The 20,337-nt window shown below is 72.4% G+C and carries 28 protein-coding genes and 1 tRNA gene; 15 read left to right on the top strand and 14 right to left on the bottom strand.

Features of this window, described 5'->3' with window-relative positions; genetic code table 11:
• The first annotated feature begins 190 nt into the window (after positions 1-190).
• Both OG689_RS19700 and OG689_RS19695 read left to right on the top strand, forming a co-directional pair.
• Positions 191-1,417, top strand: coding sequence for a low temperature requirement protein A (locus OG689_RS19700; RefSeq protein ID WP_266322091.1), 1,227 nt, complete (start codon positions 191-193; stop codon positions 1,415-1,417).
• A gap of 64 nt (positions 1,418-1,481) precedes the next feature.
• Positions 1,482-1,934 (top strand): RICIN domain-containing protein, encoded by a 453-nt coding sequence (locus OG689_RS19695; protein ID WP_266322089.1) that lies wholly within the window; start codon positions 1,482-1,484, stop codon positions 1,932-1,934.
• A gap of 88 nt (positions 1,935-2,022) precedes the next feature.
• Here the strand turns inward: OG689_RS19695 and OG689_RS19690 are convergent, their stop codons facing one another.
• The 3 genes from OG689_RS19690 to OG689_RS19680 form a co-directional block, all read right to left on the bottom strand.
• Positions 2,023-2,415, bottom strand: coding sequence for a very short patch repair endonuclease (locus OG689_RS19690; protein ID WP_266327279.1), 393 nt, complete (start codon positions 2,413-2,415; stop codon positions 2,023-2,025).
• Positions 2,416-2,738: 323 nt separating this feature from the next.
• Complete coding sequence (locus OG689_RS19685) at positions 2,739-3,503, bottom strand: tyrosine-protein phosphatase (RefSeq protein ID WP_266322087.1); 765 nt, start codon at positions 3,501-3,503, stop codon at positions 2,739-2,741.
• Positions 3,504-3,554: 51 nt separating this feature from the next.
• On the bottom strand, positions 3,555-4,301 hold the full coding sequence (locus tag OG689_RS19680; RefSeq protein ID WP_266322086.1) for an SDR family oxidoreductase: 747 nt from the start codon (positions 4,299-4,301) through the stop codon (positions 3,555-3,557).
• A gap of 246 nt (positions 4,302-4,547) precedes the next feature.
• On the opposite strand from OG689_RS19680, the gene OG689_RS19675 reads away from it, so the two are divergent.
• Complete coding sequence (locus OG689_RS19675; protein ID WP_266322084.1) at positions 4,548-5,330, top strand: nucleotidyltransferase domain-containing protein; 783 nt, start codon at positions 4,548-4,550, stop codon at positions 5,328-5,330.
• Between the two features lie 156 nt (positions 5,331-5,486).
• A tRNA-Lys gene (locus tag OG689_RS19670) sits at positions 5,487-5,562 on the top strand.
• Positions 5,563-5,646: 84 nt separating this feature from the next.
• On the opposite strand, the gene OG689_RS19665 is transcribed toward OG689_RS19670, so the two are convergent.
• The gene (locus tag OG689_RS19665) at positions 5,647-6,855 is read right to left on the bottom strand and encodes a site-specific integrase (protein WP_266322083.1); all 1,209 of its coding nucleotides are present in this window, start codon (positions 6,853-6,855) and stop codon (positions 5,647-5,649) included.
• Positions 6,855-7,427, bottom strand: a complete 573-nt coding sequence (locus tag OG689_RS19660) for a helix-turn-helix transcriptional regulator (RefSeq protein ID WP_266322081.1) — start codon at positions 7,425-7,427, stop codon at positions 6,855-6,857. Before OG689_RS19660 ends, OG689_RS19665 begins: the two co-directional genes overlap by 1 nt.
• A gap of 125 nt (positions 7,428-7,552) precedes the next feature.
• On the opposite strand from OG689_RS19660, the gene OG689_RS19655 reads away from it, so the two are divergent.
• The 9 genes from OG689_RS19655 to OG689_RS19615 all read left to right on the top strand — a co-directional run bounded on the left by OG689_RS19655 (position 7,553) and on the right by OG689_RS19615 (position 13,390).
• The gene (locus OG689_RS19655) at positions 7,553-7,753 is read left to right on the top strand and encodes a helix-turn-helix domain-containing protein (RefSeq protein WP_266322079.1); all 201 of its coding nucleotides are present in this window, start codon (positions 7,553-7,555) and stop codon (positions 7,751-7,753) included.
• Between the two features lie 124 nt (positions 7,754-7,877).
• Positions 7,878-8,558, top strand: a complete 681-nt coding sequence (locus OG689_RS19650) for a hypothetical protein (RefSeq protein WP_266322077.1) — start codon at positions 7,878-7,880, stop codon at positions 8,556-8,558.
• Positions 8,555-8,773: a hypothetical protein gene (locus OG689_RS19645; protein ID WP_266322076.1), complete on the top strand. Its 219-nt coding sequence runs from the start codon at positions 8,555-8,557 to the stop codon at positions 8,771-8,773. The genes OG689_RS19650 and OG689_RS19645 overlap by 4 nt, the downstream gene beginning before the upstream one ends.
• The gene (locus tag OG689_RS19640) at positions 8,767-11,112 is read left to right on the top strand and encodes a DUF3987 domain-containing protein (protein ID WP_266322074.1); all 2,346 of its coding nucleotides are present in this window, start codon (positions 8,767-8,769) and stop codon (positions 11,110-11,112) included. Before OG689_RS19645 ends, OG689_RS19640 begins: the two co-directional genes overlap by 7 nt.
• Positions 11,109-11,366, top strand: a complete 258-nt coding sequence (locus tag OG689_RS19635) for a hypothetical protein (protein ID WP_266322072.1) — start codon at positions 11,109-11,111, stop codon at positions 11,364-11,366. The genes OG689_RS19640 and OG689_RS19635 overlap by 4 nt, the downstream gene beginning before the upstream one ends.
• The gene (locus OG689_RS19630) at positions 11,363-11,542 is read left to right on the top strand and encodes a hypothetical protein (protein WP_266322070.1); all 180 of its coding nucleotides are present in this window, start codon (positions 11,363-11,365) and stop codon (positions 11,540-11,542) included. The genes OG689_RS19635 and OG689_RS19630 overlap by 4 nt, the downstream gene beginning before the upstream one ends.
• Positions 11,543-11,550: 8 nt before the next feature.
• Positions 11,551-11,937: a helix-turn-helix domain-containing protein gene (locus OG689_RS19625; RefSeq protein ID WP_266322068.1), complete on the top strand. Its 387-nt coding sequence runs from the start codon at positions 11,551-11,553 to the stop codon at positions 11,935-11,937.
• An 11-nt stretch (positions 11,938-11,948) separates the two neighbouring features.
• Positions 11,949-12,572: a hypothetical protein gene (locus OG689_RS19620; RefSeq protein ID WP_266322067.1), complete on the top strand. Its 624-nt coding sequence runs from the start codon at positions 11,949-11,951 to the stop codon at positions 12,570-12,572.
• On the top strand, positions 12,569-13,390 hold the full coding sequence (locus OG689_RS19615; RefSeq protein WP_266322065.1) for a hypothetical protein: 822 nt from the start codon (positions 12,569-12,571) through the stop codon (positions 13,388-13,390). Before OG689_RS19620 ends, OG689_RS19615 begins: the two co-directional genes overlap by 4 nt.
• A 409-nt stretch (positions 13,391-13,799) precedes the next feature.
• On the opposite strand, the gene OG689_RS19610 is transcribed toward OG689_RS19615, so the two are convergent.
• Positions 13,800-14,555, bottom strand: coding sequence for a GntR family transcriptional regulator (locus OG689_RS19610; protein ID WP_266322063.1), 756 nt, complete (start codon positions 14,553-14,555; stop codon positions 13,800-13,802).
• A 114-nt stretch (positions 14,556-14,669) separates the two neighbouring features.
• On the opposite strand from OG689_RS19610, the gene OG689_RS19605 reads away from it, so the two are divergent.
• Both OG689_RS19605 and OG689_RS19600 read left to right on the top strand, forming a co-directional pair.
• Complete coding sequence (locus OG689_RS19605; RefSeq protein WP_266322061.1) at positions 14,670-14,894, top strand: hypothetical protein; 225 nt, start codon at positions 14,670-14,672, stop codon at positions 14,892-14,894.
• Complete coding sequence (locus OG689_RS19600; RefSeq protein WP_266322059.1) at positions 14,891-15,118, top strand: hypothetical protein; 228 nt, start codon at positions 14,891-14,893, stop codon at positions 15,116-15,118. The genes OG689_RS19605 and OG689_RS19600 overlap by 4 nt, the downstream gene beginning before the upstream one ends.
• A gap of 212 nt (positions 15,119-15,330) precedes the next feature.
• On the opposite strand, the gene OG689_RS19595 is transcribed toward OG689_RS19600, so the two are convergent.
• Genes OG689_RS19595 through OG689_RS19560 form a run of 8 tightly spaced genes read right to left on the bottom strand, consistent with a single transcriptional unit; the run spans position 15,331 to position 19,884 of the window.
• Positions 15,331-16,344: a hypothetical protein gene (locus tag OG689_RS19595; RefSeq protein WP_266322058.1), complete on the bottom strand. Its 1,014-nt coding sequence runs from the start codon at positions 16,342-16,344 to the stop codon at positions 15,331-15,333.
• A complete protein-coding gene (locus OG689_RS19590; RefSeq protein WP_266322056.1) occupies positions 16,344-16,868 on the bottom strand; it encodes a hypothetical protein in 525 nt (174 codons plus the stop codon). The genes OG689_RS19595 and OG689_RS19590 overlap by 1 nt, the downstream gene beginning before the upstream one ends.
• A gap of 1 nt (position 16,869) precedes the next feature.
• The gene (locus OG689_RS19585) at positions 16,870-17,322 is read right to left on the bottom strand and encodes a hypothetical protein (protein WP_266322054.1); all 453 of its coding nucleotides are present in this window, start codon (positions 17,320-17,322) and stop codon (positions 16,870-16,872) included.
• The gene (locus tag OG689_RS19580) at positions 17,315-17,464 is read right to left on the bottom strand and encodes a hypothetical protein (protein ID WP_266322052.1); all 150 of its coding nucleotides are present in this window, start codon (positions 17,462-17,464) and stop codon (positions 17,315-17,317) included. Before OG689_RS19580 ends, OG689_RS19585 begins: the two co-directional genes overlap by 8 nt.
• A gap of 8 nt (positions 17,465-17,472) precedes the next feature.
• On the bottom strand, positions 17,473-17,625 hold the full coding sequence (locus tag OG689_RS19575) for a hypothetical protein (protein WP_266322051.1): 153 nt from the start codon (positions 17,623-17,625) through the stop codon (positions 17,473-17,475).
• A 14-nt stretch (positions 17,626-17,639) separates the two neighbouring features.
• The gene (locus OG689_RS19570) at positions 17,640-19,067 is read right to left on the bottom strand and encodes a DUF2637 domain-containing protein (RefSeq protein ID WP_266322049.1); all 1,428 of its coding nucleotides are present in this window, start codon (positions 19,065-19,067) and stop codon (positions 17,640-17,642) included.
• A complete protein-coding gene (locus OG689_RS19565) occupies positions 19,067-19,582 on the bottom strand; it encodes a hypothetical protein (protein WP_266322047.1) in 516 nt (171 codons plus the stop codon). The genes OG689_RS19570 and OG689_RS19565 overlap by 1 nt, the downstream gene beginning before the upstream one ends.
• A complete protein-coding gene (locus OG689_RS19560) occupies positions 19,579-19,884 on the bottom strand; it encodes a hypothetical protein (protein WP_266322046.1) in 306 nt (101 codons plus the stop codon). Before OG689_RS19560 ends, OG689_RS19565 begins: the two co-directional genes overlap by 4 nt.
• Positions 19,885-20,337: the final 453 nt, after the last annotated feature.

Genomic DNA, 20,337 nt, shown 5'->3' with positions numbered 1-20,337 from the left:
GCCTGGTCGCGCGCCCGGCCCCGTCCCGGCCGACCGGCGCCCGATATCCGAAACCCGGCGCTCCCGCCTGGCGTCGGCCGGGCCTCGCCGGATTCCGCGCTTCGAGACGAAACGCCGTTTTCGGTTCGCTGATGGCTGACTGTGGCCGAAAGTGCCAACTTCCCTGCGCTCAAAGTTCGATACTCGCGCCGTGACCGCTCTCATTCCTGAACCCGCACCGCCTGCAGCCACCTCGGCCCCCGACGCCTCGGCCCCCGACGCCTCGGACGCTTCAGCCGTCGCTGCCGTCTCGTCGACCTCCGCCGCCGGGGCGACCGCCGCTCCCGAACCGGCGCTGCGCGTGAGCGCGTTGGAGCTCTTCTTCGACCTCGTCTTCGTCTTCACCATCACCCAGCTCACCGGCAGCCTGGCCCACCACCTCACCGTCGGCGGGATGGTGCAGGTGCTGGTGATGCTGGCGGTGATCTGGTGGATGTACGACGCGTTCATCTGGCTGACCAACGCCATGCCGCCCTCGACCCACGGCCGCCGGGGCATGCTGCTGCTCGGGATGGCCGCGTTCCTGGTGGTGTCGCTGGCCGTACCGCACGCCTTCGAAGGCAGCGGGCTCGCCTTCGGCTGGGCCTACCTGGTGATCGTCGCCGTCCACACCGGCATGTTCGCGGCCGCCGGGGTGGCGGTCGCCTCGGTCCTTCGGATGGGCGGCCTCAATCTGGTCAACACCGGCCTCGTGGTCACCGGCGGCTACCTCTCCGGCAGTGCCCAACTGGGTTTCTGGGTCGCGGCCTTCGCGCTCCAGTTCGCGATCCCCCGGCTGGTCGACCTGCCCCAGTTCCAGCTCCGCGCCGACCACTTCGTGGAACGCCACGGCCTGATCGTGATCATCGCGTTCGGCGAGTCCGTGATCGCCATCGGCGTCGGCGCCGGCGACGCGGACCTGTCCGCGCCGCTGATCGCCACCGCCCTGCTCACCCTCGCCGTCTGCGTCGGCCTCTGGTGGGCCTACTTCGGCCACGACGACGACACCCGGGCCGAGCACCACATGGCCGGTCTCGGCGATGCCCGGCGCAACCAACTCGCCGTCAGCGTCTACAACCTGGGCCATTACGGGCTGCTGCTCGGTGTCCTGCTCTTCGCCGCGGGCGTCAAGTCGGCGGTCGGCCACCCGGGGAATCCCGTCACACTGTCCCAGGCCGCCGCCCTGGCCGCCGGCGTCGCGCTCTTCCTGGCCGCCAACGCCGCCGTCCGCCGCACCTTCGGCCTCACCCCACTGCTGCCCCGCCTGGTCGCCGCGGCCGCCCTCACGGTCACCGTCCCCCTGGGCACCGGCGTCTCCGCCCTCGCCCAGGTGGCTGCCACGGCCGGCGTCCTGGCGGCCGCCTTCGGCTACGAGGAGTGGACTGTCCGAGCCCGGTGAAAGACTTGCCCGAGGCGAGCAACGGCACCGAAACGGCACCGAGTGGATGGGGAGTGGTCCCGGGATGATCATCAAGGACGGCCTGTACCGGGTACGCAACGTCGCCGGCGGCCTCCTGCTGGAGATCGCCGACGGCAGCAGCCGCAGCGGTGCCAAAGCCCAACTCGGCCAGGACAACGGCGCCCCGGCCCAACTCTGGAAACTGACCGCCGTCCACCCCGGCGGCGCCCTCTACCACTTCGAGAACGCCGCGAGCGGCAAGCGCCTGGACGTCACGGGCGCCTCCACCGAGAACGGCACCCTCGTCCAGCAGTGGTCCGCCAACGCGTTCGGGGCCCAGGAGTGGCTCCTCGAACAGCACGTCGAGTCTCCCGGCACCTTCACCCTCACCAGCTTCGTCAGCGGCAAGGCCCTCGAAGCCGTCGCCCCCGCCACCACCCCGGGCACCCCCGTCCGCCAATGGGAGGACGAGGACAGCCCGGGGCAGTGGTGGCGGCTGGAGGCGGCGCCGGAGTAGCGGGGCCAATCTCCCCCGGGCCGTCGCGGGCAGCGCCAGTCGGGGAGTCGGCCGGGACGAGGCCTACGTTCCCCGGTTCATCGGCTGGTCACCCTCCTGGGGCCGGTGGCCGGTCCCTCGACACGGCGGAAGCGATCTCGGCCGCGACGGACTCGGCCGGCTGGTGCTCCCAGAACCGGAGGACCACCCAGCCGGCCTCCTCCAGGTGCTGCGAGGTCTCCGTGTCGCGCGCGATGTTCCGGTCCAGCTTCTCCGCCCACCAGCCGCTGTTCGCCTTGGGGCGGGTTGCGTGCTCCGGGCACCCGTGCCAGAAGCAGCCGTCGAGGAAGACGGCCACCTTGGCACGGGTGAAGGCCACGTCGATGGTGCGGCGGCGCATCCCGGGCACGGGGAGACCGACCCGGTAGCGCAGACCGGCGGCGTGCAGCTGTTTCCGCACGGCCAGTTCGATCTCGGTGTCCTTCCGACGCTGCCGGCTCATCCGGGCGGAGACGCCGTCGGAGGACGGCACGAGGGCGGGCGCTGCGGAACGCCCGGGCCGCCCCTGGCCGCCGGCGCCGCTCCCGGCGCGGGCGGGTTCGCCCGTTGTGGCGGGCCGGGTCGGGGCCGGGGAGACGGAGTCGTCCCGTCCTGCGGGGCGGACGTCGTCGCCCGGCTCGTCCTCGGGCCGACTCATGTGTGCGTTCCCCTTGTCCCGGTGCAGGTGTTCCTCTGCACCCACCGTAGGTCGCACCACCGACACCCACCGGCCGCCCGGCCGTCCCTGCCCCGGTGACCGTCCCGCGCCAGGGGTGGGCCGGGGCGCTACTGCGCCAGCGTCTTCCGCAGCTCCGCCAGTTCCCCCTCCGTCACGCCTTGGGCCAGGACGTAGCCCTCCACCGAGCCGTGGGTCTCGCGGATCCAGGCGAGGGAGGAGTGCAAAAGGGCGGCGGTGACCGGGCGGGAGGTGCGTTCGGTGCCGGTCTCGTCGACGTAGGGGGTGGGGCCGTCGAGGAGGTCGAGGCCGGTGTTGGAGAGGAGGAAGTCCGCGGTGATCTCGGCGTCGGTGGCGCCCAGCAGGGACTGGAGGACGGCGATGGTGAGGCCGGTGCGGTCCTTGCCGACGGCGCAGTGGATCAGGGCGGGCAGCGCGCCGGGGGTGATCAGGCGGCGGATGGTGGCGGCGACGGAGGGGCCCGCGTACCGGGGGAGGTAGAGGTACAGGTCGGCCTGGTTGTCGGGCCAGGGCTGGTCGCTCTCCCGGTCGGCGGGGAAGGTCGGCAGGTGGAGGGCCTCGTGGTCGAGGCCGTGGCGCCGGTCGGGCCAGTTGTCGAGTTCGGCGGCGCTGCGCAGGTCGACGACCGTCCGCAGGCCGAGGGCCTTGAGCCGCTGGGCTCCCTCGGGGGTGAGGGTGTGCAGGGAGCCGGAGCGGTAGATCCGGCCCGGGCGCAGGCCGCCCGTGCCGTGGACGCCCCCGGCGTCGCGGAGGTTGCGGACGCCGGGGACGGTGACGAAGGCGCCGTCCGCCTCGGGGGCGACGGCGGTCTGCGGAGCGGGCGTGGGCGCCGAGTCGAACTCGCGGTCGGTCATGGGCTCCACGGTAGGGCGGCGGGCCCGACCGGGCGGGGAGATCGGGGGAAGTCAGCGGCCGCCGGCGAGGTCGAGGAAGGCGCCGGTGGTGTACGAGGAGGCGGGCGAGAGCAGGAACAGGATCGACTCGGCGACCTCCTCGGCGGTGCCGCCGCGCCGCATCGGCAGGTCGGGGGCGACCCGGTCGACCCGGCCCGGTTCGCCGCCCAGGGCGTGGATGTCGGTGTGGATGAGGCCCGGTCGGACGGCGTTGACGCGGATGCCCTCGTCGGCCACTTCCAGGGCGAGCCCGCGGGTCATCGAGTCGACGGCACCCTTGGACGCTGCGTAGTCGACGTACTCGTTGGGCGAGCCGAGCCGGGCGGCCGCGGAGGAGACGTTCACGATGGCCCCGCCCTTGCCGCCGTACCGGGTGGACATCCGGCGGACGGCCTGGGCCGCGCAGAGGAACGGGCCGGTGATGTTGGCGGCCCAGATCCGGGTCAGCCGTTCCTCGTCCAGTTCGTCCAGCCGGGCCTGGCGCTCCAGGGAGCCGGCGTTGTTCACCAGGGCGGTGAGCGGGCCGAGTTCGGTGTCCACGGTGGTGAAGAGCCGCTCCACCTCGGTGCTGCGGCTCACGTCCGCCCGGACGGCGATCGCGGTACCGCCCGCGGCGCGGATGCCGTCCACGACCCGGGCGGCGGATTCCTCGTCCGCACGGTAGTTGACGCAGACGCGGTAGCCGCGCCGGCCGGCGAGCAGGGCGGTGGCGGCGCCGATGCCTCGGCCGCCACCGGTGATGAGGATGGTCTCGGACATGCTCCGACCGTAGCCCACGGGCTCGCCGTGCCGGGGCGCGACGGCGGTACGGTTCGGCCGGTCTGCCTCGGCCGGTCTGCCTCGGCCGGTCTTGGTCGGTCTCGGCACGGAAGTCGCGTCCGGTCCCCTCCGCGGTGGCTGCAGCCAGGTCCGGAACTGGTTCGCCCTGCGCTCCCGCCCACGGCAGACTCGGCGGTACCCCTTCGTACCGGTCGCCCCCGACCAGGGCCCGACCGAGGAGCCGCCATGACCGTGCCCACCGCGCCCGCGCCCGTGCCCGCATCCGCTGCGCCTGCTGCCCCCGCCGGGTCCGCGGCGCCCGCTGCGTCCGCTTCGTCCGAGCATGTCCTGCTCTCCGGCATCGTCGGTTCGACGGCGTACGGGCTCGCGCACGCCGGCTCGGACCTGGACCGCCTCGGGCTGTTCGCCGTCCGCACCGAGATGCTGCACGGCCTCGACCGCCCGGCCGAGTCCCATGTCACCACCGAGCCGGACATCACCCTGCACGAGGCCGCCAAGTGGTGCCGGCTCGCGCTCGGCTGCAACCCGACCGCCTCCGAGCTGGTCTGGCTGCCGGACGAGCTCTACGAGATCCGTACGCCGCTCGGTGACGAGCTGATCGGGATACGCACCTCCTTCCTGAGCGCGAAGGCGGTCCGTGGCTCCTATCTCGGTTACGCCCAGCAGCAGTTCCGGAAGCTCCTGACCCGCGACACCGCCGTCCGCGCCACCCGGGCGCGGGCCGCCAAGCACGCCCGGCACCTGGTCCGGCTGGTCGAGCAGGGTGTCCGGCTGCACGAGACGGGGGAGGTGGTCCTGCGGATCGACGATCCGGAGCGGGTCCGCGACCTGGGCGAACGGATCGCCGACCGTCCCACGCTCGCGGCCGACCTGCTGGCCGCGGCCGGGCAGCGCTTCGACCGTCCCGGCGTCCTGCCGTCCGCTCCGGACAGCGCACCCGCGGAGGCCTGGCTGCGCCGGGTCCGCGCCGCCCACTGGACCCCGCCGGCGGACCCGGCCGGGCCCTGAGCCCTGCCCGCCGCCGCGGCGCCGCCCGAGCCGCTGGCCGGCGCCGTTCACGACCCCGACGCGCCCCCGGCAATCCGCTGGCGGATGCCGGGGTGTCAGCAGGTAGGATCACCCCGGCAGGTGCCGTACCGCGACGAGCGGCCGGCGCAGGCCGGCGGGCCGCTAGCTCAATTGGCAGAGCTGCGGACTTTTAATCCGTAGGTTCAGGGTTCGAGCCCCTGGCGGCCCACCAAGTTTGTGCATTGATGCAGTTCAACGGGTGGTTGAGTGGCTCAGTCCTGAGACTGCAGCCGCCGCATGACGTATTTCTGACACGTCATTCGGAAGTCGTGGGCGTTCCGGGCTGCTTCGGGACCTTCCCGAGAGCCTTCGCGCGGGCCTCGCTGAGCCGGTCCGCGACGTCGTCGAGGCGGTCGGACATCAGGTGCCCGTACGTGTCCAGGGTGAGCGTCGCCGACTTGTGCCCGAGCATGGTCTGCAGGGTCTTGATGTCCGCGCCGGCGGCGATCGCCAGCGAGGCGGCGGTGTGCTTGAGCACGTGCGGGTGGATCCCCAGATCGGCGAGGCCGGCAGCCTTCACCGCCTGGTCGAACACGCGCGGCCGGAAGTTGTGCAGGCGGAGCGGACCACCCTCCGGCGCCGTGAACAGCAGGTCGTCCGGCTTCAACTTTGCCAGCAGCGGGCGCAGTTCGTCGACCAGGAACCCGGACAGCGGGACCTTCCGTCGGGCCCACGACTTCGGGGTGTCCTCGTACAGCTCGCCGCCGTCCTCGGCGTACGCCTTCACCACGTGCACTCGTCGGGCCTCAAGGTCCACCCGGCGGGCCCGCAGGGCTGAGACCTCGCCCCAGCGCATCCCGGTGTACGACGACACCAGGATCAGCGGACCGTACGGCCCGGCTGCCGCGGCGAGCGCGTGCACCTGGGCGTGGTCGAGGTAGACGTGATCGGAAGGGACGGGCCGCGGCATCGCCAGGCCGGCCGCCGGGTTGAACGCGATCCGGTGCGTCTCGACGGCCCAGTTCATCACCATGCCGAAGACGATCCGGGAGCCCTTCACGGACGACGCCCCGAGGGGCTTGCCGTTCTTCCCGCCCGACTTGCCGAGCTCCACCGACCAGGCAGCGATGTCCTCCCGGCGGATCGCCGACAGCGGCAGATCCTTCCACCTCGGCAGGATGTACAGGTCGAGCGAGTGCCGGTAGCGGCCGAGCGAGGATCGCTTGACGGCGTCCCGGGAGTCGAACCACTCGGTGGCCAGCGCCCCGAACAACATCTTCGAGGCGGCCCGGTCCCGGTACGAGCCGTCCCTCAGGCGTGCCTCGACCTCGTGCACGTGGTTCTCGGCCTCGGGCTTCTTGCCGAAGACCCGCCCCTTCGACTTGCCGTCCGGGTCGTACCAGCGGACCCGCCACCGACCGGGCGGCTGCCGGTTGCTGCCGGCCTTCTTCGCCGCCCGCCACTTCTCCATGGCCGCAACGTAGTCCTTCTGCGTCGCGCGGTCCTCAATCCAGACCCTGGCCATCAGTCCCCCTCGAAGGCTTCGGGGTCGCGCTTGCGATTGCCCTCTAGGTCCGCTCCCCCGATGGAGGCGAGGAACTCGTACCGCTGGCGGGCCTCCGCTAGCTCCTGAGCGCTGCGCTCGCCCCGATGGTGGAGGTACTGCGGCTCTCGGCGGCCGGCGGGCCGACTGTGGAGGGCGTACTCAAGGACCGCGGTCCGAGTGTCTCCGCTCGGAAGCCGCAGGGGTCGCTTCCCGTCCGCCCAATCCCAGGCGACATCCGCGGGGACGGATCCGGCGCCAGCGATCTCGACCGTGTGTTCCGGAGAGTCGTCGAGGGGCAACAGGAGTGCACTGGGGGATACGTTCAGCGCAACTGCCAGGGCCAGCAAGTCATCGACCGTCACCTGCCGCTCGCCCTTTTCCATGCGGGTGATCCCAGAGGCGGGGATGGGGCGCCCCTGTCGCTCAAGGTCGGCGGAGAGCTGCCGGGTGGTGAGCTGGCGAGTCTTCCTCAACCGGCTCAGGTTGCGCGCCACGGTCATGCCGGTCGCGCCGATCTCGATTGCGCGTCGTCCCTTGGGCTGCTCAGTCATAGCTCCCAGGGTAAGCACCAACGAGGTACTTGTTAGTCGCCTGGTATCGAGTAGCATCGTGTCCATGGGTGCAGCATAGCCACATCTGGTGCTAACCTGCAACACACGATCCTCGAAGGGATGCCATGAGCCACGACGACGTACTGACCCCGAAGCAGGTGTGCGAGCAGTACGGGATCTTCGGTAGTCCGGCTGCGCTCGCCGACAGGCGCTGGCGCGGCACCGGCCCCGCCTACATCAAGACGTCGACTGCACGGTGTGGGCGGGTCTTCTACCGCCGCAGCAGCATCGAGAAGTGGCTCGACTCCCAGACCATCGCCGCCTGAAAACGCGAACGGCCCCCACCAGGACGGCAATCCGGGCAGGGACCTGACGCACTCCGACACGACGAAGCCCCGGGCTCATCGCTCGCCAGCGACCCGGGGCAACGACCTCACGAAGGAGAACGCTGTGTTCAACAGTAAGGGCACCACCACCAAGACCACCAGTCCGACCGAGCTGGTCGCCCCGTTCGGCAGTGACCACCTCTGGCACGACGCCGACCGCCGCACCAAGCACCCGCACCTCGACCAGATCGCCGCCGTCACCCTCGCTCTGCCGGCCGCCCCCGCGGGGCAGTACAACGGCCTGCAGCTCGACGGCGGAGAGTGCGCCGTCCACGGCGTCGACCCCGGCGACGACGTTCCGCTGCTGCCCTGGGCCATCACCCCCGACGGTCACGTGCTCCACGCCTGCGGGGACATCCAGTGCCCGCCGGCCGCCGAGGTTCTGCCCGCCGGGATCCGCCTCGCCGAGCAGGCCATCCGGGCGGCGCTCACCGCCGCCGACCGCCCCCACGACGTCGTCCGCAGACTCCTGCTCGCCGTCATCGAGATCGCCGAGGACGTCAGCCCGTTCTGCGACCAGTCCGACTGGAGCAACGCCGACCGGGCGTCCAACCCGTTCTACCGCGCGGCGGACACGCTGATCAACGAGGTCGTCCGGCGTCACGCCGAAGGCGCCCAGGCCGACGGGCTCACCGCGGCCGCCGGCGCCCTCGACACCCGCGACGGGCTGCAGGCCTCCGTCGAGCTGGCCATCGCGCGGTGCGCCCGCCCCGAGCTGTACGCCACCTCGGGCGAGGACGAGTGACCAGCCGCACCACCCCGGAGGTCCCCGCCACCACGGCGGGGGCCCCCGGGCCGTCCCCCTACGGGCTCACCCGGCGCGAGACGCAGGCGGAACTCCGCCGCCTGGCCGCCGCCGGCTGGCAGCTCTGGGAACTCCACCGCCGCTTCGGCCACCCCCGCCAGTGGCACACCGCCACCCCCACCACGAACAGCGAGAAGGAGGTGACCGCATGGTGAGCGCCCTCGACCGCGTGCGCGACGCCCTCATGAGCCACGGCTCCCGCAGCGACCAGACGGGCCGCTCCTGGCAGTGCCCCGCACACGAGGACCGCAACCCGTCCCTATCCGTCGGGGCCGGCACCAAGGGCGCCGACGTCGTCCTGCACTGCCACGCCGGATGCGCCAATGAGGACGTCGTCGCGGCGCTCGGCCTCACGCTCGCCGACCTGTACGACGAGCCCGCGCAGAAGAAGGACATCCGCCCCGTGAAGGTCGCCGAGTACCCGTACTGCGACGAGAACGGCGAGCTGCTGTACAAGGTCGCCCGCTACACCCCGAAGACGTTCCGCCAGTTCGCCGCCGACGGCACCCCCAGCGTCAAGGGCATCCGCCGCGTCCCGTACCGGCTGCCCGCCGTCCTCGCCGAGGTCCGCGCCGGCGGTCTGGTCCTGGTCGTCGAGGGCGAGAAGGACGTCGACAACCTCGCCGCCGCCGGGGTCGTGGCGACCTGCAACGCCGGGGGCGCCGGGAAGTGGGCCGACGACCACACCCGGCACCTGGTGGGCGCCGGCGAGGTCGTCGTCGTCGCGGACAAGGACGGCCCCGGCCGGGCGCACGCCGCCCAGGTCGCCGAGTCCCTGCGGCGCGCCGGGATCACGTACCGGGTGGTCGAGCCCGCGTCCGGCAAGGACGTCTCCGACCACCTCGCGGCCGGGCTCGGGTTCGCGGAGCTGGTGCCCGTGGCAAGCACAGCCCCCCTCAAAAACGATCCCAGTAATTCCAGCAAACCCGTTGAGGACCTCTGGGAGGGGTTTGCTGGAATTGCTGGTATCGAAAATGAGGGGGGCTATGCATCCTGGGACGACCCCCTCCCCGTCCCCACCTTCCGGGTGCCAACCTTCCCCACCGACGCACTCGGCGACCTCGCCCCGTGGGTCAAGGCCCAGTCCGCGTCGCTCAACGTCTCCGAGGATCTGGTCGCCCTCGCCGCCCTCGGGGCGATCTCCGCCGCGGTCGGCGGCCGGCGCCGCGTCCACGTGAAGGACGGGTGGTCGGACGAGAACGTCTGTCTCTACCTGCTCGGCCTCGCCGGATCCTCCGCCCGCAAGACCCCGGCGCTCGACGCTGCCTCCGCCCCGATCCGGGAGCGCGCCGGCGAACTGCGTGAAGACCTGCGCGCCGAGGTCGAGCAGAACGAGCAGATGATCCGCATCACCGAGGCCGAGATGCTCGCCGTCGAGCGCTCGGTGTCGCAGGGCAAGAAGGACAAGGTCGACGCGCACGCCGTCCTCGACGACCTGCGGACCCTGCGCGAGAAGCCCGGCCTGCCCAAGCCCCTCGCCGGTGATGTCACCCTCGAGGCGCTCGGCAAGCTCATGGGTGCCAACGGTGGCCGGATGGCGATCATGGAGTCGGAGGCCGGGTTCTTCAAGGCCTGCGCCGGCCAGTACGGCAACGGCAAGGCCGACATCAGCCTGATCCTCAAGGCGTACACCGGCACCAGCCACGACATCGACCGCGTCATGCGCGGCAACACCTGGATGCCGCACACCGCGCTGACGATCGTCCTGATCATCCAGCCCGGGATGGTCGAGCACATGGAGAAGGACAACCCCGAGTTCAAGTCCAGCGGGTTCCTGAACCGGTTCCTGCCGGCCCTGCCGGCGCCCATGCCGCCCGGCACCTTCGACACCCCCGCGGTCCCGGCCGAGATCCGCGACGACTACGACCGCAGGATCCGGCGGATCTTCGACCGGATCTGGACCGCCGAGAACATCGGCACCATGCACCTGACGGCCGACGCCCGGAAGCGGTTCGCCGACTTCTACAACGAGGTCGAGCAGCGCAAGGCCGAGACCGGCGACCTGCACGACCTCGCCGAGTGGGCCGGCAAGCTCTGCGGCCAGATCATCCGGCTCGCCGCAGTGCTCTCCCTGTACGACGACCACGGGACGGCCGAGATCGGCGACGACACCATGCGCCGCGCCCTCGACCTCGCGCCCTACTTCATCGACCACGCCCGCGCCGCGTTCGCTCTGATGAGCCGCGACGGTGACGCCGGCCGCAAGCTGCTGCGCGACATCCTCGACCGCCTCCGCAACCTCGCGGACAACGAGGGCCTGGTGACGGAGCGGAAGGTTCGCGAGAGCTTCCGGGGCCGTCACGGGGTCGACGCCGAGGTCATCCACGAGGCCCTGCACAACCTCGAAGACCTCGGGTGGATCGCCGAGGTCCCCGCACCCCCACGCAGGGCCGGGCAGCGGGGCGCCAAGCCCTCACCGAAGTACGACCTGCACCCCCGCATCCTGGCCGGCGCCGTAGTGCCGCAGCCCCGACAGAAGGAGACCCCCGCATGATCGAGCGCCACTACATCCCCGGCGGCGGCTGGCAGGTTGCCGGCCTCAACGACGACGGCACGGGCTGGTCCGAGCCCGTCATCGCCTGGGAACTCCGCGGGGGCGTCGGCTGCCCGATCCTCGCCGACATCGGCTCCCTCCTGATCGGCGAGCCCGACATGGACAGCAGCTCGGGCTACTGGCTGGTCCCGCCCGGCGAGAAGCCCGAGACCAGCCGCTACCGGCCCACCGCCGCGAAGGGGGCGGCCCGGTGACCGCCGACGACCGCGTGGCCGACCTCATCGCCCAGGCCGGCCGCCGGCGGGACGCGGGGAAGGCCCGGCGCGCCCGGTACGCCGCCGCCCGGGCGTACGGACTGCAGGCCCGCGTGCGGGCCAAGCTCGCCCGGCTCGGCCAGCAGGACGACGACACCCCCGACGACGCCGCGTAGGCCACACCGTGACCCCCACCCACCTGTACGGGGACGGCGGCCCCATCGTCGTCGTCCCCGCCCGCATCGCCGCCTGGCTCGAACGCCACGCCGGCCTCGACCAACTCCGCGTCGCCCAACGCGCCGGCGACCCCGAGGTCTACGACACCCTCCTGTCCCTCCACCTCGCCGCCCTCGCCTGGCGCGCTACCGCCACCGGCACACCAGTACGGCAAGAACCGGCACCCGCCCCACTGTGGTTGGGCACCACCGCAGCAGCCGGCCAGCTCGGCCTCGCACCCCGAACCGTCCGCCTCGCCTGCGAAACCGGCACCCTGCCCGCCCGCCGCATCGACGGCCGGTGGCGCATCGCCCTCGAAGACCTGAAGCACTACCGAGCCACCCGAGCAGCCTGAAGGAGAACACCATGACCAGCCAGTACGACACCGACCCCACCCTCGTCACCACCGCCGACGACGTCGCCCGCATCCACCGCACCATGGCCACCCAGGTCGAGCGGATCAACGCAAACAAGACGCTCAACGACCACGCCCGGCGCGTGTACATCGCCCGCGCCTACGCCACCGCCCGCGACCAGGCCACCGCGCTGCGCGAGAAGGCCGAGCAGCAGGTCCGCGACCGGCAGACCCGCCTGGAGAAGCAGCTCTACGGCGCCGCCGGCAGCAACGACCCCGGCGCCGTCCTCGCCCGGCGCGACGCCCACGAACGCGCCGCCCAGCTCGACGACCCCCGCGAAGCCTCCGCCGCCCTCAAGCGCGCCGAACGTGACGGCGACACCAGCATGGCCCAGGCCATCGCCGCCCGCGCCGTCGAATGGGGCTGGGCCGACCTCATCAACGAGTACGCCGCCACCCGCCCCAACTGGGCCGGCAACATGCGGGCCCTGCAGGAACTCCCCGACGTCGACAGCGGCCCCGCCAAGCTCCGCGCCGCCATCACCTACGGCGTGCCGCAGCCCAGCGAACTGAACGGCCTGCCCGAGTACTCCGTCAACTCCCTCGCCGCCACCGACCTCGGAGACCAGCAGTGATCATCGGAGCAGGCGTCCACGACGCCGAGCAGGCCACCGCCGCCGCCCGCCGCCGCAAGCTCAAGACCCCGGCCGCCGTCACCGACGCCGCCGCCGTCCTCGCCGCCGTACAGGCCGTCGCCACCGGCGCCGACCCCGAACAGCCGCCCCTGCCCGCCAAGGCCGGCGACGTCGCCCAGACCATCGCCGAACACGCCGCAGCCCTGCGCCTCGCCGACCACACCCGGCGCACCGCCGACCGCTACCAGGACCAAGCCGCCGACCGGTACATCCTCGCCGTCCGAGCCGCCGCACCCGGCTGGATCACCGCCCTCGGCAAGGAGTTCACCGCACTCGTCACCGCACTGCGCGAGGCCGCGCCCAAGCTGCCCGCCGACACCGACACCACCCGAATCGACTGGACCGACCCCAAGGTCAGCGCAGCCTGGCAGCAGGCCGAAGGCGCCGCCGTCCAACTCGACCAGCTCGTCTCCGACCGCGACGTGATCTCCCGGGTGTGCGGCCGCGACGCCGCCCGGGACAACCAGCTGTACGCCATCGCCGCCGTCCCGCAGCCCACCGTCGACCACGTCGCCGCCGACCAGTGGCGCCGGCACATCGCACCCGCCATCGCACAGTGGCGGGAGCTGCGGCAGCAGCCCGTCAGCCGATGGGTTCACCTCGCCCGACAGGACGCGCTCACCCTCGACCTGGCCACCACACCCGCAGAGGTCCACCAGCGGGCAGCGACCGCCGAGACGTGGCGCGAGGCGACCATCGCCCAGATCAGCGGCGGCGACCCCAGCAGGCCCATCACCCGGCTGCACGCCGGACGCTGAGCCTGCCGGACGGCGAGGAGGCCGGGGGCGACGCGGACGCGCGGGCCCGGTCGTCGCAGGCCCGGCACGCTGCCCTCGCCCGGTGGGGAACGGGCCGGTGAGCCGGCGGCGGGCGGGGGCATCACCGACGGATCTTCCGCCCAAGCTGCGGGAGTTCGACCCTGCGGACTGGTCGTCGGACCCGGACGACTGGATCGAGTGGTACTACTTCGGCTGGTTCCGCTGGTACGACGCCCGAGCGGAGTGGTTCGCGGCCCGAGGCCCAAATCCCCCAGACCCGTAGGAATCCAGTCCTTCAACACGGCACCGGTCAGCGTGAGGGCCCTTGGGGGTCCCCTCCCCACCCCCTTGACGTGCTGTGATGCGCCCGGTTGCTTCGGAGGCCGGGCGCATCGTCATGTTCGGCGGGTCAGGCCTGGGGCCGGGTCCCGTACTCCGCGACCCACCGGCTGCCGAGCATGACGACGTCCGCTGTCTCCACCGGTCGGCCCGTCACCTGGTCGTAGTAGGTGCGCACGACCGCCAGCACGGGCACCGCGGGCGCCACGCCGAGGGCAGCAGCTTCCGTGCGGCTCGCGGCCCGGGCGGTGACACGCTCGACCGGCATGCCGACGTCGATCCCGATCAGCGCCATGCGGTCCGCCACCCCTATGCCCGCGTGCGGCCCGGCCTCGGGAAGGACGATGAGGCTGCCGCCCGTGACGGCCATCGGCTCCCAGGACTCGGCGAGCATGAGCGGCACCCCGTCGGCCAGGTAGACGTAGCTGGTGTGCATGACCGGGTCACCGGCCGGGATCTCCAGTCGGGCCGCAGTCTCGGCGGTCGCGCGGACCGGGGAGGACTCGCTCCGCCAGGTGCCGGCGATGCCCTGCTCGGCGAGGACGGCGGCGGTGGGTGACCCGTCGCCGGAGGCGGCGCGCGGCCGGCGGACCATCACCTCGGGCGGCTCCTGGGAGCGGACGTAGTAGCCGGCTCCCGGCCGGGCGAGGACGAGGCCTTCCTCGACGAGGACGGCGTACGCGCGCTGCACCACCCCGGTCGAGACGCCGTGCTCCGCGCCGAGGGTGCTGATGGACGGCATGCGGGTGCCCGCGGCCGAGCGCTGTGCCGTTGCCCTGAGGTCGTCGGCGATGCGCAGGTAGGAGGGTGTGGCGTCGGCGGCCAAGGACTCCTCCTCCGTAATCGGATGGTGTGGTCTGAGTGACACCGTAGCGCGCATACCTCTACTCTATCGATACGATCCATCCGTGCCGATAGGGGAACTTCGGTGCAATCCAGCATGCGCGCAGACGAACTACGGGCTGCCCTGCAGCACGCGACCGGCCAGCACGTCACCAGCAGCCAGACCACCGCCGGCCTGCGCCTCACGGCCCCGGTGCCCACCCCGTGCGTGGCGGAGCGGTGGGCCGCGATCCTGCGGGTCGTCGAGGCAGCCGACCAGTGGGGCGCCACCGACGCCGCCGGCCGGCAGACCGTCTGGGCCATCGTCCGGGAGGACTCATGAGTACCGACCTCGCACCGGTGGGCATCGGCTCCACCGAGGACATCGTGATCGACTTCGACTGCCGCAAGTCCGGTACCTACGTCAGCGCGGAGTGCCAGCTCGACGCGCACCACGGCTGTCCGGGCGGCATCCGCGACGAGGGCCGCGCGCTGGTCCTGGTGTGCCGCTGCCCGCGCTCTGACTGCACCTGCAACAGACGACGGCGACCATCCGACGAGACATGACGAAGGGGCCCCAGCCATCCGGCCGGGGCCCCTTCTGCTTGTCCTGCAGCTGCGGGGATCGAGTGATCAGAGCCGCCGTACCGTGAACGCGTGAGCCCCCGCCAGCAGGGTGCTGACGGGGGCTCCGGTCGTGATCCACATCCCCTTCCGGGGGGCGGTAAATCCGGGGGTAAAGGTAAACGGTAAACGTGTGGCCTGCGTGTTTACCCGGTTTACCCGGCGTGCCGGCTGGTGGGGGAGGGGTTGGGAGAGGGGTACTCCCCCGCGTCCTGGTGGTTCTCGGCGGTGTAGTCGCGGACCAGGTGGGCCGGGATCCGGGGCTGATGGCCGAGGGCCGGGCCGAGCTTGTCGTAGCGGACGCCGAGGCCGCTGCCGGACGACTTCAGGTTGATGACCTGGACGGGGATCCCGGCGTCTCGCAGGACGCCGGGGAAGGTCTTCGTGCTCTGGCCGAGGTGGAGCCCGGAGGACTGCAGTCCGGCGAGCAGGTCGGCCACGTGGACACCGGCGAGGCCGTCGAGGTCGGCCAGGGCGACGGAGTGCTCGACGTACAGCCGCAGCTCCTCCTTCCACGCTCCGGTGTCGACGGCGACCGGCTCGACCACCACGTCGGCCGTCACGGTCGGCAGCACCAGCGGTGTGGCCGCCAGCAGTTCGGCCGGGACCGGCCGCACGGTCAGTTCGAACGGGCGGTCGCCGCGGGCGAGGCAGGCCGCGAGGCCGCCGACGACGGAGAACAGGAACACCGAGCCGGAGACCATCCAGGAGCCGGCGACGACGGCGCCGACCGGCAGGGTCAGCACCACGCACCGCACGGCGGCGATGCGGTGGCGCCGGTGGCGGATCTGCCCGGGGTCGAGCATCGGGACGGTGAACTCCCCCAGCGCGCTGATCGCTGCGTCGTGGCGCTGGGCCTCGTGCTCGGCCGCCGCCAGGGTCGTGATGTCGGCCGGGACCAGGCCGCCGTTCAGGCTGGCGCGGTTCTTCAGCCGGCGGACCTTCTTGCCGGCGGCCCGCCCGGCCCGGCCGTGCTCGGCGACGGCTTCGGCGTGGGCCTCCGCCCGTGCCTTGACGATGCGCCGGGTGATCTCCTCCGGGCCGATGGTGTGGCCACCGGCCCAGTGGGCGACGGCGACGGCGATGTGTCCGGCGCCGGCGCCGACGCGGGCGAGGGTCGGCGGGGTGCCCGGCTTGGGCGTCTTGGTGGTCTCGGTGGTGGTGGACATCAGCCGATCACGACCTTTCCGATCCAGGAGACCAGCGGGACGCCGATCATGGCGGCCCAGCCGCCGAGGGCGGAGGTGATGCCCCAGGTGGCGCCGGTGAGGGCGCCGGAGACGGCGAGGGCCCTCTCCTTCCAGGACTTGGCGAACCAGATGAACAGGATCACGGCGACGAGGAGGACCAGGACGATCCAGGAGCCGGAGTAGGACAGGACCCGGGCTGCGGAGACCTTGACGGCGCCGTCGGCGTCCTGGCCGAGGGCGGCGTGCCCGACCACGGCGCCGCCCTTGTTCCCGGTGCCGGTGAGGCTGCCGGAGAGGCTGCTGATGAAGCCGCCGGTGACCGCGCTGGCCAGGACCATGGTGACGGCGGTCAGGGACCAGGGCAGCCACACCGACTTGGACTTGAGGGCGGTGAAGCTGCGGCCGCGGCTGTAGTAGATCGCCATGCCGGTGATGGCCATGACGGCGAACCCGAAGGCGGCGCCGGCGCGGCTGACAGCGTGGGTGATTTCGATCGGGTTCACGTCAGTTCTCCATGAGGGCGGTGGTGATGGCGGCGGGGACGAGCCAGAGGGTGCCCGCGCCGACAGCGACGAGGGTGACGGTGACGAGGGCGTTGGGGATGTAGCCGAGGCCCCGGGCGATGCCGGTCCAGACGGCGGTCATGAAGGCGAGGCCGACTACGGCCGGGAGGCCGTGGTCGAGGACGAGCGAGTAGGTGGTGCGGGCCCAGGCCGGGGAGAGGGCGAGGCCGGTGAGGGCGGCCGGGGTGCAGCAGGCCCGCGCCGCGCGCCGCACCCGGGGCCAGTCGACGGCCTGGTGGTGGTCGGCGGGCAGTTCGCGGATGACGGCGGCCGGGTGGGCGAGGACCGTGACGGCCGGGGTGGCCGGGGCCGGCGCCCGGCCGGTGGTGTGCCAGGGGGTGACCAGGCCCGGGGTGGGCGCGTAGTCCGGCGGGGGCGGGACGGTGTCAGCCACGGCCGGGCTCCGGCTGCTGGGGCTGGGCGCCGGGGCCGAGCCGGTCGAGGACGTGCTGGGGGTCGGGGGTGGGGCTGGGGAGCCGCTGCCCGTACTGGTCGGTCCTGGCAGGGTCAGGGTGGGGCTCGCGGTTCTCGAGCATGGGGTTCCTCACAGGGTGAACAGGCCGGCGACGCAGGCGCAGGCGATGACGATCAGGGCGGTGGTCCGCAGGACCGCGGGGAGGGCGTGGGGCGCGACGACGGCCAGGCCGGTGAACCCGGCCGCCGTCAGCAGCAGCCACGCCGCGAGGGCGAGCAGCATGGGAAGGGGGCCCCTTAGGCGTTGGCGAGGATGCGCTGCAGCTGTTGCGCGCGGGGCTGGCCGATGCGCAGTTCGGCCTGGAGTCGGCGCAGGGATGCGGCGCGGCCGGTCTCGGCGCGGGCGGCCCGGTCGACGGCGCGGGCCGTGGCGATCAGGGCGGCTTCGGGTGCGTCCGCATCCGGGAGTGCATCCGGTGCGTCCGGTGCATCCGGCCCCGGGGTGGGGTCAGCTGCACTGACGTCACCGGTGATCACTTTGCGGCTACCCGCAAAGTGATCAAGGTCGTCCTGACCTGCGGCGGATGCGGCCGGATGCAGGGCCGGATGCACGGATGCGCCGTCCAGTCCGGGCCACGGGATCGGGCCGAGCACGGGTACCGTCCGGCCGGCGGACGGAACCTCGGGCAGTCGTTGGTCAGCCGCCCACGGGTGCCCGGATGCAGCATCAGATGCAGCCGGATGCGGTGCATCTGGGGTGGCCTCGACGGCATCGAGGGCACTGGCGTCGGCCGGGCCGACGCCATCCGTTGCGGTACCGCCACGGTTGCCCCCGGGGGTGTCCGTGGCCGTGGACGCCCTTTCCGTTACGAATTCCGTCACGGCGGCTGACGGAACCTCGGGGGTGTGCACGGTCTGCACACCCTTCCGGGCGGCGCCGCCAACATGGTCGGGGGTACTCGCCGGGTGAGTACCCTCCCCGTTTGCAAGGTCCCCGGGGGACCCAACAGACAGGGGTCCCGCCGGGACCTCTGACGGGGTCAACTTGACCCTCTCAACCGACAGGGGGACGGACTGTCCCTCTGTGAGGGACTGGCTGTCCCTCACAACCGTTGCGGTACCGCCACGGTTGATCCCTGTTTCGGCGATCGCCGAATCGGCCGGGGCTTCTTGCGGGACCGCGCAAAAAGCCTGGTCAGCGCCCTGGGCATTTTCCCGGATCCGGGAAAATTGCAGGTCAGAGGGGGTGTGGGCGACCTCGTTGACAATGTGAACGAGGTCGCGGCTCGCAGGGGTCTCAGCAATGCTTAGGGCGGTCTGACCTGCACCGTTGCTCAGCGCGTCGTGGACCTGCCGCATCAGGGCGCCGAAGGCCAGCAGCGCGGCGGTCGGCGGCACCGCGGCGACCACGTAGTCCAGCGGGTCGGACCCCTGAACACCGGCGATGTTCAGCGCGATCGACCCGCCCGAGCCGACCACGGTCAGCCCGATCGCCCACCAGTCCGTACGGCGGGACAGCGAAGCGCGGAGCATCAGCAACTCGCCCGCGACGATGAACAGGTCCAGGCAGCCCGGCCACGCCCACGCCCGGGCCGGGGAGCCGCCGAGCCCGTGCTCGGCGGCCACAGTGTGCAGGTGCGCGTAGGACAGCCAGAACGCGGAGCCGGTCAGCAGACCGATCACGGCGGCCGCGGCGGCGGTCAGCCGGCTGGAGTGGTCGCGCATCACAGGGCACTCTCCGCATCCTGAACCGCGGTCAGCTCGGCCGCGAGGTCACGCACCCGGCCGGCACGGACCACCAGCTCGGCGGCCAGCATCCGCAGGGCGCTCTCCTCCCGGAAGCGGTGGCACTCGCTGCCGATCTCCACCACCAGGCTGGTGCGCCGGTCCTCGGGCCGGCCGGAGTGCGGGGACCGCGTGAGGAACAGGCGCATCAGCTCGACGTCGCCGCGCTCGGTGCCGACGGTCAGCAGGGTCTCGGGGCCGTCGTGGGAGAGGTCGACCAGGTGCAGGCCGTCCTCGTGCCGGCCGGTGCACCAGGCGGGCTCAGGGAGGGTCACGGGCCCGTGGTCGCAGGTGTGCACGGTGACGACGGGCTCCTGCCACGTCTCGCCGAGGGCGTCGCGGTGCCGCGGGCCGTGGCCGGCGGGCAGCACGCAGGGAAGGCGGTGGCGGCCGATGGCCGGGCCGTCCGTCCATCCGGGGCGGCGGACACCGCACGCCGTGGTCGGGGCGCTCACCGGGGGCTGCTCTGCAGCTCGGTGTAGCCGGCGACGCGGGCGGCCAGGTGGACGCTGCACGGGCCGGCCGTGAGCCGGTACGAGGTGTGCGCGTCGAGCAGGTCGAGGCCTTCGGCGTCCCACGGCGCGATGTGGCGCTCGAGGCGGGCGGCCAGCTGGTAGGCCGCGGCGAGCAGGACGTCCCGCGGGTCGTCGACGCTCAGGCCCATCTGCAGCATGAGCAGGTACAGCGGGCCGGTGGCCGCGTAGTCGGGCAGCCTGCGCCGGCGGGCAGGCATGGCGGGGGTAGGGTCGTGCGTCAAGGTCGGACTCCCTGTTACCTAGGGGCCCCGGCTCAGGCGCCGTCCGGTGGTGAGACACCGGGCGGCGCCGTCCTGTCTCGCAGTACACATTCGTGACACATGAGGCAGTGATAAGCCGAGATAACGAGAGATAAGGCGAGATGCCTTTTCCCAGGTCAACCGACCGTTGAGCTGTATCGCTGCAGGTGAGCCAACTACGTGAAACGAACCGTAGGTTCAGGGTTCGAGCCCCTGGCGGCCCACCTCGGCGACCCGGTCCGCGACACGCGGACCGGGTCGCTCCCGTTCGAGCGGGCTCCCTGCGATTCGGCCCCTGTCCGGGCCCGGGCGCCCGTCCGGGCGTCGGACCCGCGGCGCCGGAGTGACGGCCTCGCCGACAGCGGCTGCTCCGGCCGTCGAACATCCCCGCCAGGCACGGCGGTTGACACTTTCGTGTGCCGTGTGCCGTGTGCC

Origin of the sequence: Kitasatospora sp. NBC_00240, from assembly GCF_026342405.1 — a bacterium.
GTDB lineage: Bacteria > Actinomycetota > Actinomycetes > Streptomycetales > Streptomycetaceae > Kitasatospora.
The sequence above is the reverse complement of the archived record's forward strand: the minus strand, read 5'-3'. Positions and strand labels throughout refer to the sequence as shown.